This window comes from Nocardia coffeae (assembly GCF_019890715.1).
Taxonomy (GTDB): Bacteria; Actinomycetota; Actinomycetes; order Mycobacteriales; family Mycobacteriaceae; genus Nocardia; species Nocardia jiangxiensis.
Genome location: NZ_JAINZY010000007.1, coordinates 105,739 through 119,677 on the forward strand (window position 1 = coordinate 105,739; position 13,939 = coordinate 119,677).

Below are 13,939 nucleotides of genomic sequence, written 5' to 3' on the forward strand. Positions count from 1 at the left end.
AAGGGGGAACCGGTCGGGTGTACGCGTAGCAACCAGGAGGGTTGTGGCGCGCCCAAGCCTGGGTACGGCCTTATCCCTCAGCCGGGGACATGGCTGAGGGCTGAACAGTCGGATCGCGCTCACGTGCGCTGGATCCGGCGAAGACGAGAGGTTGAGAAGAGAAAATGACAGACACAGTGAGCTCGGCCGTAGAGGTCGAACCGGGTGTGTTCGAGTCGGTCGCACTGATCGACAACGGGTCCTTCGGCACCCGCACCGTCCGGTTCGAGACCGGACGCCTCGCCAAGCAGGCCGCCGGTTCGGTCGTCGCCTACTTGGACGACGAGACCATGCTGCTCTCGGCCACCACGGCCGGTAAGCAGCCCAAGGACCAGTTCGACTTCTTCCCGCTGACGGTGGACGTCGAGGAGCGGATGTACGCCGCGGGCCGTATCCCCGGTTCGTTCTTCCGCCGTGAGGGCCGTCCCTCCACCGACGCGATCCTGACCTGCCGCCTGATCGACCGGCCGCTGCGCCCGTCCTTCGTCGACGGCCTGCGCAACGAGATCCAGGTCGTGGTGACGGTCATGTCGCTGGATCCCAAGGATCTGTACGACGTGGTGGCCATCAACGCCGCCTCGGCGTCGACCCAGATCTCCGGACTGCCGTTCTCGGGTCCGGTCGGCGGCGTGCGCGTCGCGCTGATCGAGGGCCAGTGGGTGGCGTTCCCGACCGTCGAGCAGCTCGAGGGCGCCGTGTTCGACATGGTCGTCGCGGGCCGGGTCGTCGACGGTGACGTCGCGATCATGATGGTCGAGGCCGAGGCCACCGACAAGGTCATCGCGCTGGTCGCCGACGGCGCCCAAGCGCCCACGGAAACCGTTGTGGCAGAAGGCCTCGAGGCCGCCAAGCCGTTCATCGCCCGGCTGTGCCGCGCGCAGCAGGATCTGGCGACGCTGGCCGCCAAGCCCACCGAGGAGTTCCCGCTGTTCCCGCCGTACGGCGAGGACGTCTACACCGCCGTCGAGGGCACCGCGAAGCGTGAGCTGAACGAGGCGCTGTCCATCCCCGGCAAGCAGGAGCGCGACGACAAGACCGACGAGATCAAGCTCGCGGTGCTGTCCAGCCTCGCCGAGGATTTCGAGGGCCGCGAGAAGGAGATCGGCGCGGCGTTCCGCTCGGTCACCAAGAAGCTTGTGCGCCAGCGCATCCTGTCCGACGGCTTCCGCATCGACGGTCGCGGCCTGGCGGACATCCGCGCGCTGTCGGCCGAGGTCGCGGTGGTTCCGCGGGCGCACGGTTCGGCGCTGTTCGAGCGCGGCGAGACCCAGATCCTGGGTGTCACCACGCTGGACATGGTGAAGATGGCCCAGCAGGTCGACTCGCTCGGCCCGGAGACCAGCAAGCGCTACATGCACCACTACAACTTCCCGCCGTTCTCCACCGGTGAGACCGGTCGCGTCGGTTCGCCGAAGCGTCGCGAGATCGGCCACGGCGCACTCGCCGAGCGTGCGCTGATTCCGGTGCTGCCCTCGCAGGAGGAGTTCCCGTACGCCATCCGTCAGGTCTCGGAAGCGTTGGGCTCCAACGGTTCCACCTCGATGGGTTCGGTCTGCGCCTCGACCCTGTCGCTGCTGAACGCCGGTGTGCCGCTGAAGTCCCCGGTCGCGGGCATCGCGATGGGTCTGGTGTCCGACGAGGTCACCGACGAGTCGGGCAAGACCGAGACCCGCTACGTCGCGCTGACCGACATCCTCGGCGCCGAGGATGCCTTCGGCGACATGGACTTCAAGTGCGCCGGCACCCGGGACTTCGTCACCGCGCTGCAGCTGGACACCAAGCTCGACGGCATCCCGTCCAAGGTGCTCGCGGGTGCGCTGAACCAGGCCCGCGACGCGCGCCTGACCATCCTGGACGTGATGGCCGAGGCCATCGCCAGCCCGGACGAGATGAGCCCGTACGCCCCGCGCGTCACCGCGATCAAGATCCCGGTCGACAAGATCGGCGAGGTGATCGGACCCAAGGGCAAGGTGATCAACCAGATCACCGAGGACACCGGCGCCAACATCTCGATCGAGGACGACGGCACCGTGTTCGTCGGCGCGACCGACGGCCCGTCGGCGCAGGCCGCGATCGACGCGATCAACGCCATCGCCAACCCGCAGCTGCCGAAGGTCGGCGAGCGTTTCCTGGGCACGGTCGTCAAGACCACCGCCTTCGGCGCGTTCGTCTCGCTGCTGCCGGGCCGCGACGGTCTGGTGCACATCTCCAAGCTGGGCAACGGCAAGCGCGTGGGCAAGGTCGAGGACGTGGTGAACGTCGGCGACAAGCTGCGCGTGGAGATCGCCGACATCGACAACCGCGGCAAGATCTCCCTCGTCCCCGTCGAGGAGGAAGAGGCCACCGAGACTCCGGCCGCCGACGAGAGTGCTGCGGTCGAGGCCGGTGCCGAGTAAAAACTCTGGTGTGACGAAGAAGAACGCTGCGGCGCTTTCGACCCCCTTGCTCGTGGACAGCGAGCAGGGGGGTTCGTCTCTGCTGAAGACGACTCTCCCACCGCCCGGCGACAGCGGAGTGCGGCGCACCGTGCTGCCGGGCGGGTTGCGCGTGGTCACCGAACATGTGCCCGGGGTGCGGTCCGCATCGGTCGGGGTGTGGGTCGGCGTCGGTTCGCGTGACGAGGGGCCGAGCGTGGCCGGCGCCGCGCATTTCCTGGAACATCTGCTGTTCAAGGCGACTCCGACTCGCACGGCGCTGGATATCGCGCAGGCCGTGGACGCGGTCGGCGGTGAACTCAACGCGTTCACCGCCAAGGAGCAGACCTGCTACTACGCGCACGTGCTGGACGAGGATCTGCCGCTGGCGGTGGATCTGGTGTCCGACGTCGTGCTCAACGGGCTGTGCCGGGCCGAGGACGTGAACGTGGAGCGTCAGGTGGTGCTCGAGGAGATCTCGATGCGCGACGACGATCCGGAGGACCTGGTCGGCGACGCGTTCCTGACCGCGCTGTTCGGCGACCATCCGGTGGGTCGTCCGGTGATCGGCACGGTCGAGTCGATCGAGTCCATGACCGCGAATCAGCTGCGCGGGTTCCATCAGCGTCGCTACCGTCCGGACCGGATGGTCGTCGCGGTGGCCGGGAACGTCGAGCACGAGCACGTGGTGGAGTTGGTGCACCGGGCGTTCGCGGGTCGGCTCGATCCGGTTCGCGAGCCCGCTCCCCGGCGCGAGGGCCGGTTCCGCACGCACACTCCGCCGCAGTTGCAGTGGACGTACCGGGACAGCGAGCAGGCTCATCTGGTGTTCGGCGTCCGCGCGTTCGGGCGGCACGAAGGCGAGAGGCGCTGGCCGCTGTCGGTGCTGAACACCGTGCTCGGCGGCGGTCTGTCCTCGCGGCTGTTCCAGCGCATCCGGGAGGAACGCGGTCTGGCGTACTCGGTGTACTCCAGCGTGGACACCTTCGCCGACACCGGCGCGTTCTCGGTCTATCTGGGCTGCCAACCCGAAAACCTGGGCCAGGTGGCGTCTTTGGCGCGTGAGGTTCTGGAAGAGGTTGCCACGGAAGGGATCACCGACGCCGAGTGCGCCCGCGCCAAGGGGTCGCTGCGCGGCGGTCTGGTTCTGGGCCTGGAGGATTCGGGTTCGCGGATGAACCGCATCGGCCGCAGCGAACTCAGCTACGGCAACCACCGCAGCGTCTCGGAAACCCTCACCCGCATCGATTCGGTCACCACCGCCGAGGTCTCGGCAGTGGCCCGCACCCTGTTGTCCCGCCCCTTCGCGGTCTCGGTCGCGGGCCCGTACCGCCGCGCCCGGGATCTGCCGGTCTCGGTACGCCGTCTGGCGGACTGATCACCCGGAGGATCGTGGTCCCGGAAGACCGCCGGAATATTCACTGCCGGTTGGTCTTCCGGGATTTTTTCGCGATCGGTCCGGGGCGTGGTTCGTATTCGACCCTGATTCTTGTCGGTGGTGCCCGTTATGGTGAGCGGACAGCAGTACCGGGCGGCGCGTAGACGGAGGGTGGCGACGTGGCCAAGCAGGTGATCATCAATCTGATCGATGACTACGACGGGGTGTCGGTGGCGGACGGGACGGTCGAGTTCTCCTTCGAGGGGGTGGACTACGAGATCGATCTGTGCGAGGGGAATGCGGCGAAGCTACGTGCGGTTCTGTTGCCGTGGATCGAGATGTCCCGTAAGGCAACGCGTTTCGATGATGACGAGGATGAGGACCGGGAGGAGAGCGGTGTCGAACCGGCCGCGCCGGTCTTGCTGCGGTGGACGGATCGGAACATCGTATTTCCCAGGGATTCCAGCGGTGCGCCCTTCGGGTCCAGGTACACGCCGGGGCTCGAGGTGCACGGCGGCGACATGTGGTGTCTGTTCGTCCGCAAGAGTGACAACCGGCTCTACTACGCCCGTGGTAATCAGGAGGCGTGGGATGCGCCTCGGCTGTTCTCCGGCGATGCGGCTCCGACCGTCGTCAGTGCGCCCCAGCTGGCCGAGGTGGCCGGTGAGCTGCACGCGGTGTTCAGCGAATACTCCAGCGGCAGAATCGATCTGGTGCACTATCGATACGACGATGCGGCAGGCGATTGGGCATACCGCTGCGGCTCGGCCCAGCACGCCGCGGGCGCACCCGCGCTGGCGGCGTACGAAGGTCGGTTGTTCTGCGCCTACGTAGCCGACGGTCCGTCCAAGGAGCTGCTGTTCACGACCTGGGATGAGTACCACGGCTGGAGTCGCCCGATGTCGTGCGGCGGCGAGAGCAGTTGGGGCGCATCGGCATTGTTCGTCATGGGCGACGAGCTGCATCTGCTGTTCGCCTCGAACGACCAGGGCCGCGAGATCGTCGACATGGTCTACTCCGAACCCGAGGGCCCCGGTTCGGGTACGTGGGCGCGCACCGTGCACCAGCCGAACGAGTTCGCGAACGCCGGTGTGGCCGGTGCGGGTTCGGCAACGAACGGATACCTCGGTTTCCTCCGACGCGACGCCGGTAACCTGCTGGTATCCACGCTGGGTCCGAATGGCTGGAGTGGCCACGAGGTCCCCGGTGCCTACGCCTGGGAGGCTCCGGCAGTCGTCGTCCACGACGGTTTCGTCAATCTGATCTTCAACGCGCGCAACGAGATGAGCGATCTGCTCTGGCTCGAATTTCCTGTGCCGCAGCTGCATTCGGTGTCCTGAACGATACATCCGAGTCGCGTCTCGGCCTCTGCTTCACGGTCGGCCGGTTCAGTGATGGTGGTGCACGTGAGGATGATTCACGCCGTTGACAGTGCTGTCCGCTTTCACGCGGATCGGCTGAAGGTATGGGTGTCGGGGTCAGCTGTCGAGCCATGTTGCGATGGCGTCGAGGGTGGGGGCGGTGTGGAGGGGGTGGTTGTCGGTGGGGTCCAGGAGGTGCCAGTGGTGGGAGTTGGGCCAGTTCTGGACCAGGTGGTAGCCGGCCTGGGCGGCTCGGACGGCCAACTCGTCGAAGCGATCTGACTCATCGGATTCCGTTGTGGTGCTGTGGTTTCGGGAATTCTGCGGCATGGTCTCGGCCTCCTGGATCAGGGGCGGTGGTGAGGGCGGGTGGAGTCGGGGGTTATGCGGCCTGCGGCTACGAGGGTGGTGAAGGCGGCGTGTTTTCGCGGGCAGTCGTGATCGCGGTGTAGCTGCATGCAGCGGTGGGCCTGAGCGAGGGTGAAGGGGGAAAGTGGTGCGGTGCAGGTCCATTCGGCCGGCCAATGGACCGGGCGCAGGGGGCATCGGGATGGTCGTGCAGCCTGCCCGGAGGGGGCATCGGCGGTGGAGGGGCGGGAGTGCCGGTTCCGTCGGGGCGAGGGCCAGAGGCAGCCCAGGGTCAGCAGGGTCACGGCGGATCCGGCGATCACGGTGATGATGTTCGCGGTGGCGTCCCAGGCGGACAGGGGGCTCACCTCGGATCGCCGTTCTCGCGCAGTTCGCGGATGATTCGGTCGAGGTTGTCCAGAATTCTCTGAAACGGTTGCGGTTCGGCGGTATTCGAGATCGTTGGTTCGCTCGGCCGCGTCGCCTGATTGCCGTATGGTGTCGGGAGGGTTTTCATGGGCTCGTTCCGGTACTGGATGAATGATTCTGGAATATCCAAAAGCTGTTGCACTGCTTGATAATCAACCATTTCTCTGAGTTCTCGTTTGTCGGCGAATGGTTGCTTGTCATCGGTTGCTGAATCCTTTAGCATCGTGGCGACAACTCCGAAAGTGGTTGTGAGAACAGGGGATTGGGTCGTCCGGCGGCCGGGGACGGGATGCCGCTCCGGGAGATCCGTGTCAGGTGAGCGGAAATGGTGGTCGACCCGGCCGCCGGGCGTATTCCCATGAGACTCCCGCATAAGTTCTGCCGCAATGCTTTACGACAGCGGTTCGCGGAAAATTTGGCGTCGTTTCAGTTGGCAACACATTCCCGTTCGAGTTGAAGCACCTTTCGCAAACAAGATCCGAGGAGGTCCACCCATGGCATCCCCCACCACCGACAGCAACGTCGCCCGCCGCATGCTCGGCCTCACCCTGGAGACGATGCGCGTGAAACAGGGCATCAGCCGCGAGAACGCGGCCGAGGCCATCGCCATCGCCCGCTCCACCCTCTGGAAAATCGAGACAGGACAAGCGGTTCGGCTGAACCCGGTCCTGATCAAGCACCTCTGTGACCTCTACGAATCCGATGCCCAACAAGCCCAGGTGGTCTTGGAACTGGTCAAGGAGACCAAGGCCAAGGGCTGGTGGCAGGCATTCGCCGAGGACGCGATCCCGAAGGAGTTCGGCCTGTTCGTGAGCTTGGAGGATGCGGCGGAGCGGATTACGTCGTACCAGACGGTCTTCTTGCCTGGGCTGTTGCACACGGTCGAATACCGACGGGCTCTGAGCTGGATCGAGTTCCCGGACAAGTCATCCGAAGAACACGAACGCATGCTCGAGGTCAGTCTCAAGCGGCAGCAACGACTGGTGGGGGATGGCAAGGTGCTGACCCTGAATGTGCTGATCGATGAGACCGTGCTGCGGCGGGTCACGGGCAGCGCGCCGATCATGCAAGCGCAACTGAGACATCTCTTGGAGGTAGGCAAGCTTCCGAATGTGTCGATTCGAGTGGTTCCGTTGAAGGCAGGTACCTACCGTGGGTTGACGATCGGAACATTCGTGATCTTGGACTTCCCGGCACATCCGAAGGCGGAGTTGACGATGCCGCCAGTGGTGTACGTGCAGGGCTTTCTGGGGGATCTGTACCTTGAGCAGCCGAGTGAAGTCCGGCAATATCGTGAAGTAGTGCGTGCCGACATCGAGCGCGTCGCACTGGATGAGCCGGACAGTCGTGCGCTCATCCTCGAGATCGCAAGGGAGTATGCCGCATGGACGTAGACCTTTCGCAAGCTCAGTGGTTCAAGAGCAGCTTCAGCACAGCGTCGAAGGACTGTGTCGAGGTAGCGTTCCTCGATGGCGGCTTGGTTGGCCTACGCGACAGCAAAAACCCTGCTGGCCCCGCGCTCGTCTTCGCGCCGAGTGAGTGGGACGCGTTCGCCGCCGACATCAATGCCGGAGAACTCGATAGCTGACCAATCCGAACTCGCCCCGCGACGGCCCCGCATCGACGGGGCCATCGGCATACCTCGACCATCCGGAGAACGGCTGTGAGCAAGCAGACGAGCCGTACCCGCTGGTAGTGCCACCACTCTACGGACCATGATTATGATCAACTGGCGCAACAGGTTTCGTCGGCAAAGGAGGCGGTTGATGAGCTTCGTCCGGACATCGCTGCTGCTGAGACGCGCCTCGGCGCCCGCTTCGACGATCAGTACAAGCAGTGGCTGCGTCACGTGAACGGGTGGGTGTCATTTTCCGGCGCCGACGACCTAGCTCGGTATCACCTCGTTCGATGAGCTGATCGTCGGCGGCGGCTCTCTGGACGGTAGCGCCAACTTCGTCGCACTGCAGCGAGCGCCCGCTTCCGGCGCGCGGAGGATGCCCGTGTACGCCTTCTCAGGTGGTGACTTCGTGAGGTACGACAACTTCGAGGCGTTCATCCAAAAGCAAATCGAGCTTCTCGAAGAACAGTAGATCTCACCCAACCGACAATTGCGTCGAAACGGTCGAACAGGGCGCTGAATTCGCGAGGTTTGCGAAGTTTCGGTCGAAAAGCTCGACATTCGCTACATGATTGCTGTATACCCGTGCGTGATCGGTGTGAAACCAAATGAATCCAGCTGTCGCGGGTCGTTGGGCCCGGGAGGAGAGGATTGCACATGGCTAGTCTCCGACAAGGACATCTCCGTCGTATCGCCGCGAAGACCGTGGTGACGGGCGTATTGGTCGCTGTTCCGCTCATCGGGATGGGTGCGAACGCGAATGCGGCTCCGGATCAGCAGTCCGGCCCGCCGTCGCAATCGCAGCCGCAACGGCAGTCGCGGCCCCAGCAACAACAGCAGCGGCAGCCGCAGCCGTGCGACTTCTACCGCTGCCAGCCGCGGACGGATGCGCCGCCGCAGAGCCAGTGGCACCACACGTATTACCCGCCGCAGGGATTCCGGGACGACCCGCGGGCGCCCTCGTACCCGCTCGGCGGCTACCCGCCGGACCTCTGGTGGCAGGTCCTGCAGTCGCTGGGCTGGGCGTAGCTCGCGCTGCTCGATATCACAGGGCTGTGGCCCGATCGGTCGCCGATCGGGCCACAGCCCTGTGTCCGGGACATCGCGTCGCGCGCGAAAGTCATTGCATCAGTACGACATGCGGATGGCCGTAGGACGCCGGGCAGGTCAGGATGATCGTGCTGTGACCGCGGCCGACGGTGACACCGGTCGGCACAGCTCCTCGCTCGCGCGAGGGACCGGGCCCGCGACTCCCCGACTTCTTCGAATTACTGTGCGCCGGCCTGGATTCCGGCGTTCACCTCATTGATCGCCTGCTGTACGAGGCGCTCGGCGTTGACCCGATGTCCGGCCTTGTCCGGGATCGCCTGCTGCAACTCGCCCTGAGCGGATGTCAGGTCGCCGCGGGCGGTGAGCATATGCGGCTGGAACGCGTAGGCCGCGCCCGCACCGATTCCGGTGAACGCCACTGCTCCGACGATGGCGGCAATCCCCAACCGCAGCTTGGAAATTCGCATCCGGGTACCTCCTGTGTGTTGGATGAGACGCTGGTGAGCGTAGTCAGTACCGGATGCTGCCGCAGGCGTCGCGAAACGCCCGAAAAACGCTGTTCCACTTGGGAAAACAGTGTCGAAACGAGGTGAAACAAGCCCCTCGATCTTCAGCTGATCTTCAGTCCCATCCGGAAGTGTTGGAACACGGCCGGATCCACGCGGGAATGAATACACCCGCTGCTGCTGCGTGCGGGGCTCGGCCGCGATGTCAGTCGCCGAGAACGTCGAATACCGTCTCGGCGCGATCGCGCTTGCGGTACATCTCCCAGGCGGTTTCGGCGAGCTCGTCCGGATTGAGCGTATGGGCTTGCGCGCCACCGAATGTCGACGGATCCGCGGTGACCATGGCGTGGATGTCGCCGCGTTCGACCAGGCCGCCGATGGTGAGTGTGCCCGCGTAGACGCCCTGGTCGGCGAGTGCGGCGTTGAGGGTGAGCGCGTAATTGCGCAGTGCCGCGACCACGAGTGCGAGTTGGCCCAGCATCGGCAACGGGCGCACGCTGGACAGTCCGCCCGAGATCATCACTCCGCCCGTCCCGCGTTCCACCATCCCCGGCAGCACTGCCCCGACCACCTGGATCGCGGGCCAGACCCAGTCGAACGCCGTCCGCGCGGTGGCCACGTCGACCTGGGTGATCGGGACCGGGAGTTGTGCGGGAGTCGGTCCGTAGTAAGCGAATTCGATGTCACCGGCCGCGGCGATCTCGGCCAGCACCGCGGCCAACCGGTCCGGATCGGTGACGTCGGCGGTGTGCGCGGTGGCTTCGATGCCCAGGGCCGACAGATCGGCCAGGTAGTCGCCGTGCCGGGCATCGCTGCGGGAGATCAGGGCGACCCGGTATCCCTCCCGGCCGAATTTGCGGGCCATGGACATGCCCAGGCCGGGGCCGACGCCGATGATCACGGCCGTGCGTGTGGTGTTCGTCATTGTCATCTCCAGAATATTGAGGCCCCCCTCAGTTTTGGAGGCTAGCACTAGACTGAGGGGGTCCTCAAGTTTTGTATGATGGTCGTGTGCCCCGACCGATGCGCCGCGATGCGGCCCGCAACCGCGACAGGCTGCTGCAGGAGGCCGCGGCCGTGTTGACCGAGCAGGGGCTGTCCGGGTCGCTGGAGGAGGTCGCGCGGCGCGCGGGGGTCAGCATCGGCACGCTCTACAACCACTTCCCGAACCGGGACGCGTTGATCGACGCGCTCGTTCCGCAGCGAGTCGCAGAGCTGGATGAATTCGCCGAACGGGCTGCGGCCGAACCGGATTCATGGATCGCGCTGAGCGAATTCGTGGAGAACATGCTGAGCCGGTTCACCGCGGACCGGGCGCTGTTCGAGGCGTTCACCGTAGAACATCCGGCCACGTCCGGGCTGGTTCAGGCGTGTTCGCGGGGGATGACGGGGTTGTCGGCGGTGCTGGATCGCGCGCGGCGGGACGGGGTGCTGCGCGCCGACGCCACCGATCTCGATGTGGTCAATCTGATGTGGGCGCTGTCGCTGCTCGGGGAGAGCGTCGGGTCGCCGGCCTGGCGGCGGTCGCTGACCTTCGTGCTGGACGGGTTGCGCGCGCGGTGATCAGTCGGTGCGCGCGCGGTTGGCGGCGGCGATGATCGAGTCGAGCAGGCCGGGGAGTTCGGCGTCCACCTCGGTGCGGCGCAGGCGCGCGTAGACCTGACCCTCGTCGACGATGCGCTCGGTGAGACCTGCCTCGCGCAGGGTTTTCAGGTGGTGGGTGGCGGTGGATTTGTTGATGGTGTCGTAGAGGACGCCGCAGCGCTGCGCGATACCGGCGTTCGCCAGGCGACGCACCATCTCCAGGCGTACCGGGTCCTGGAGTGCGGCCAGCACGTCCTGGACCGAGCCCACGGGGAAGGACTCCACGGTCGCTGTCGTATTCACCATGACCCACCTCACTTTAGGTTTGATGGGAATCAAACCGCACCGACGGTCGTTGAGTTCGATCATAATCAAACTTACCTGATGGGGAGCGAGACATGGCAGCGACTGCGGCGGTAGCCCCGACCCCTGCGAAAGGGGCCGTGCAATCCTGGGCGTACGCATTGATACTGCTGGCCACCGGTGTGGCGCTCGGGGTATCCGGTGCGCCCGCGCCACTGTACGGGCTGTACCAGAAGCAATGGCATTTCTCGGCGTTCACCACCACGATCGTGTTCGCCGTCTACGCGGTCGCGGCGTTGGCGGCGGTGCTCGTATCCGGGCGCATCTCCGATGTGGTGGGCCGAAAACCGGTGCTGCTCGGGGCGATCGGGATGATGATCGCCGGACTGGTGGTGTTCGTCTTCGCGGACAATGTGGCGATGCTGGTGCTGGCGCGGGCATTGCACGGTCTCGCGGTCGGATCCATGGTGGTGGCCGGGGCTGCCGCGCTGCTGGATCTCAAGCCCGCACACGGTGCGCGGACCGGGCAGCTCAGCGGGGTGTCGTTCAATGTCGGTATGGCCGTGGCGATTCTGGGTTCGGCCGTGCTGGCGCAGTATGTTCCGCATCCGCTGCGGACCCCGTATCTGGTGATCACGATCCTGTGCCTGTTGATCGGGGTGGGCGTGCTGGCCATGCGCGAGCCGCACACCGCGCGCGTTCCCGGACGGGTCCGGATCGCGAAACCCGCGGTACCGCAGGAGATTCGAGCGGACTTCTGGTTCTCTGCCCTGGGTGTGATGGCGGCCTGGTCGGTGCTGGGCGTGCTGCTGTCGCTGTATCCGTCGCTGGCTTCGTCGAAAACCGGTGTGCACAATCTGATCTTCGGGGGTGCGGTGGTGGCCTCGACCGCGACGGCCGGTGCGCTGGCCCAGCTGTTCGCCACCGGGATCCCGGCCCGGCGCGCGGCCATCGGCGGCGATCTGGGCATGGCCGTGGCGTTGCTGCTGACCATTCCGGCACTGGCAACACGCAATTGGGTGCTGGTTCTGCTGGCCGGGGTGGTGCTGGGCGCGACCTTCGGACTCGGTTTCGGCGGATCGCTGCGGCATCTGTCCGATGTCGTTCCGCAGCATCGGCGCGGAGAGACCATGTCGGCGTACTACCTGCTGGCATATACGGCGATGGCGTTGCCGACGGTGCTGGCCGGGTGGGCGGCGACGCAGTGGGGGATGGACGCGATCTTCCCCTGGTTCGTGGTCGTGGTGGCGCTGGCCTGCGTGGGCGCTGCGGTGATCGGGATCCGTGGTCAGCGGGCCGAGCGGGTTCGGCTCGAGCGTCGGGACGAGATCGCGCGGGCGTGATCGACGAGCCTCGCGCGGCATGAGATGTATTGGGCGGTAACCACAGATCGCACTCGCACTGCCGCGAGCGGCGATTTGTGGTTACCATGCCGCTATGCGGTGGCGGGGGAGAACCCGAGAACGTTTCACCGGCAGGCTACAGCGGTCCGCGTTGTTGTTGTCGGTGGTGTTCGTGGTGTTGGGCGGACTGGGTATTGCGGTTCTGGTCTGGTGGGTGCTGTGGATTCTGCTGGGCGCCAAGGCACAGACGCCCGATCAGGTGGATTTGACCAAGATCGCGTTGTCGGTGGCCGCGGGAGTGGGCGGTGCGGTCGCATTGGTGGTCGCCTATCGCAAACAGCGCGATGGCGAACGCGGACGATTCGTCGAATTGTTCGGCGCGGCAGCACGACAGCTCGGCGACGCCGATGTGGCGGTGCGGATCGCCGGGGTCTACGCCATGGCCGGAGTGGCCGACGAATTCAGCGCGCCGAGTAGACGACAACAGTGCATCGATGTGCTGTGCGGATATCTACGACTGCCCTACGACCCGGATTCGGGGGCCGATCATCTGGCGCAGCGCACCGAAACCGTCGAGGAGGCGGGCGTCAAGCGGGAGCTGCGATATCAACTGCGGCAGAACGACCGCGAGGTGCGCCGAGCGGTCGTCGACGTGATCGTCGCACATGTGCGCGCGTCGGCCGAGGTATCCTGGTCGCAGTACAATTTCGACTTCTCCGGTGCGGTGCTGGAGGATTCGGATTTCCGGTACGCGGTCTTCGCGGGTGAGCGCACCTATTTCGCGCGAGCGGTGTTCACCGGAAACCGGGCCACCACCTTCGAGCACGCGCGATTCCTCGGGCAGTACATTTCGTTCCGCCGCTGCGTTTTTCGCGGCAATACCACGTTGTTCCGGGATGCGGAGTTCGCTCCCGCCGAGCGAGCCGGGTCCGAACTGCCCGGCGCCGGAACTCGTTTCGAGGGCGCGGTATTCGATTCGCCGGTGTCCTTCGATCGAACCGTATTCCGCGGGCCCGCGGCGATATTCGGTGACGTGGCGTTCACCGGTGACCGGACCTCTTTCGCGGGGACGGTATTCCGCACGGAGAGAACCGAATTCGGCGGAGCTACCTTCGAGGGCGCTGCGGTGCGTTTCGAGGGGGCCGAATTCGACAGTGCCCGGATATCGTTCACTCGCGCCCGCTTCTACGCCGCGCGAGTGGCCTTCGACGGAGCGCGATTCGGTGTTCGCTCGCGCTGGCGGCGCAGCCCTACGGTGGCCGTCGATTTCTCCGCCGCCGAATACCACGGCGCGATCTCCTTCGACGACACCGTCTTCGACGGGCGCGAGGCCGATTTCTCCGATGGCGACTTCTTCGGTGAGATCACGTTCCGCAGAGCGCGTTTCGAGTCGCAGCGCACCCGCTTCGATACTCCGAAAGCCTGGGTGGGCGTCCGCGTCGACTGGGATGTCGACCCGACCTACAAACCCTCCCGAATCACTCCCGGGACCTGGCCTCCGGCCCCCGCGCCACCGGCTGCGAGCTGAGCTGCACAGGCGCTGCACAGGTTCCACCTGGCAGTTAA

General features: G+C 65.6%; 14 protein-coding genes. 9 read left to right on the forward strand and 5 right to left on the reverse strand.

From position 1 onward, the window contains the following. Positions 1-164: 164 nt before the first annotated feature. The 3 genes from K7711_RS25070 (at position 165) to K7711_RS25080 (ending at position 5,171) form a co-directional block, all read left to right on the forward strand. The gene (locus K7711_RS25070; protein WP_222971895.1) at positions 165-2,435 is read left to right on the forward strand and encodes a polyribonucleotide nucleotidyltransferase; all 2,271 of its coding nucleotides are present in this window, start codon (positions 165-167) and stop codon (positions 2,433-2,435) included. 79 nt (positions 2,436-2,514) lie between these two features. Further along, positions 2,515-3,831, forward strand: coding sequence for a M16 family metallopeptidase (locus K7711_RS25075; RefSeq protein WP_235747796.1), 1,317 nt, complete (start codon positions 2,515-2,517; stop codon positions 3,829-3,831). 179 nt (positions 3,832-4,010) lie between these two features. Further along, on the forward strand, positions 4,011-5,171 hold the full coding sequence (locus K7711_RS25080; protein ID WP_222971897.1) for a histone-like nucleoid-structuring protein Lsr2: 1,161 nt from the start codon (positions 4,011-4,013) through the stop codon (positions 5,169-5,171). Between the two features lie 138 nt (positions 5,172-5,309). Here K7711_RS25080 and K7711_RS25085 read toward each other — a convergent pair whose 3' ends face one another. Then, positions 5,310-5,522: a VOC family protein gene (locus K7711_RS25085; RefSeq protein ID WP_222971898.1), complete on the reverse strand. Its 213-nt coding sequence runs from the start codon at positions 5,520-5,522 to the stop codon at positions 5,310-5,312. A gap of 382 nt (positions 5,523-5,904) precedes the next feature. Then, entirely contained in the window at positions 5,905-6,192 is a 288-nt protein-coding gene (locus K7711_RS25090; protein WP_222971899.1) for a hypothetical protein, read from the reverse strand. Between the two features lie 271 nt (positions 6,193-6,463). Here K7711_RS25090 and K7711_RS25095 point away from each other — a divergent pair, with 271 nt between their 5' ends. From K7711_RS25095 to K7711_RS25105, 3 genes are all read left to right on the forward strand, one after another. Further along, positions 6,464-7,363: a DUF5753 domain-containing protein gene (locus tag K7711_RS25095; protein WP_235747756.1), complete on the forward strand. Its 900-nt coding sequence runs from the start codon at positions 6,464-6,466 to the stop codon at positions 7,361-7,363. Further along, positions 7,354-7,557: a DUF397 domain-containing protein gene (locus K7711_RS25100; protein WP_222971900.1), complete on the forward strand. Its 204-nt coding sequence runs from the start codon at positions 7,354-7,356 to the stop codon at positions 7,555-7,557. The genes K7711_RS25095 and K7711_RS25100 overlap by 10 nt, the downstream gene beginning before the upstream one ends. A 687-nt stretch (positions 7,558-8,244) precedes the next feature. Beyond that, positions 8,245-8,616 carry a hypothetical protein gene (locus K7711_RS25105; RefSeq protein ID WP_222971901.1) on the forward strand — a complete coding sequence of 124 codons (372 nt, stop codon included), beginning with the start codon at positions 8,245-8,247 and terminating at the stop codon, positions 8,614-8,616. A gap of 239 nt (positions 8,617-8,855) precedes the next feature. Here the strand turns inward: K7711_RS25105 and K7711_RS25110 are convergent, their stop codons facing one another. Then, positions 8,856-9,104 (reverse strand): hypothetical protein, encoded by a 249-nt coding sequence (locus K7711_RS25110; protein ID WP_222971902.1) that lies wholly within the window; start codon positions 9,102-9,104, stop codon positions 8,856-8,858. Between the two features lie 244 nt (positions 9,105-9,348). Further along, positions 9,349-10,068 (reverse strand): SDR family NAD(P)-dependent oxidoreductase, encoded by a 720-nt coding sequence (locus K7711_RS25115; protein WP_235747757.1) that lies wholly within the window; start codon positions 10,066-10,068, stop codon positions 9,349-9,351. A gap of 86 nt (positions 10,069-10,154) precedes the next feature. Here K7711_RS25115 and K7711_RS25120 point away from each other — a divergent pair, with 86 nt between their 5' ends. After that, positions 10,155-10,706: a TetR/AcrR family transcriptional regulator gene (locus tag K7711_RS25120; RefSeq protein ID WP_222971903.1), complete on the forward strand. Its 552-nt coding sequence runs from the start codon at positions 10,155-10,157 to the stop codon at positions 10,704-10,706. Here K7711_RS25120 and K7711_RS25125 read toward each other — a convergent pair whose 3' ends face one another. Then, the gene (locus K7711_RS25125; protein ID WP_222971904.1) at positions 10,707-11,033 is read right to left on the reverse strand and encodes an ArsR/SmtB family transcription factor; all 327 of its coding nucleotides are present in this window, start codon (positions 11,031-11,033) and stop codon (positions 10,707-10,709) included. Between the two features lie 92 nt (positions 11,034-11,125). Between K7711_RS25125 and K7711_RS25130 the strand changes: the two genes are divergently transcribed. Both K7711_RS25130 and K7711_RS25135 read left to right on the forward strand, forming a co-directional pair. Next, a complete protein-coding gene (locus K7711_RS25130; protein ID WP_222971905.1) occupies positions 11,126-12,373 on the forward strand; it encodes an MFS transporter in 1,248 nt (415 codons plus the stop codon). Positions 12,374-12,467: 94 nt separating this feature from the next. Beyond that, positions 12,468-13,901 (forward strand): pentapeptide repeat-containing protein, encoded by a 1,434-nt coding sequence (locus K7711_RS25135; RefSeq protein WP_222971906.1) that lies wholly within the window; start codon positions 12,468-12,470, stop codon positions 13,899-13,901. Positions 13,902-13,939: the final 38 nt, after the last annotated feature.

What these genes read in the sequence shown, in the direction of transcription:
- K7711_RS25070 (WP_222971895.1), top strand. Translation starts at nt 165, where the DNA reads ATGACAGACACAGTGAGCTCGGCCGTAGAGGTCGAACCGGGTGTGTTC.
- K7711_RS25085 (WP_222971898.1), bottom strand. Translation starts at nt 5,522, where the DNA reads ATGCCGCAGAATTCCCGAAACCACAGCACCACAACGGAATCCGATGAG.
- K7711_RS25090 (WP_222971899.1), bottom strand. Translation starts at nt 6,192, where the DNA reads ATGCTAAAGGATTCAGCAACCGATGACAAGCAACCATTCGCCGACAAA.
- K7711_RS25095 (WP_235747756.1), top strand. Translation starts at nt 6,464, where the DNA reads ATGGCATCCCCCACCACCGACAGCAACGTCGCCCGCCGCATGCTCGGC.
- K7711_RS25100 (WP_222971900.1), top strand. Translation starts at nt 7,354, where the DNA reads ATGGACGTAGACCTTTCGCAAGCTCAGTGGTTCAAGAGCAGCTTCAGC.
- K7711_RS25105 (WP_222971901.1), top strand. Translation starts at nt 8,245, where the DNA reads ATGGCTAGTCTCCGACAAGGACATCTCCGTCGTATCGCCGCGAAGACC.
- K7711_RS25110 (WP_222971902.1), bottom strand. Translation starts at nt 9,104, where the DNA reads ATGCGAATTTCCAAGCTGCGGTTGGGGATTGCCGCCATCGTCGGAGCA.
- K7711_RS25115 (WP_235747757.1), bottom strand. Translation starts at nt 10,068, where the DNA reads ATGACGAACACCACACGCACGGCCGTGATCATCGGCGTCGGCCCCGGC.
- K7711_RS25125 (WP_222971904.1), bottom strand. Translation starts at nt 11,033, where the DNA reads ATGGTGAATACGACAGCGACCGTGGAGTCCTTCCCCGTGGGCTCGGTC.
- K7711_RS25130 (WP_222971905.1), top strand. Translation starts at nt 11,126, where the DNA reads ATGGCAGCGACTGCGGCGGTAGCCCCGACCCCTGCGAAAGGGGCCGTG.
- K7711_RS25135 (WP_222971906.1), top strand. Translation starts at nt 12,468, where the DNA reads ATGCGGTGGCGGGGGAGAACCCGAGAACGTTTCACCGGCAGGCTACAG.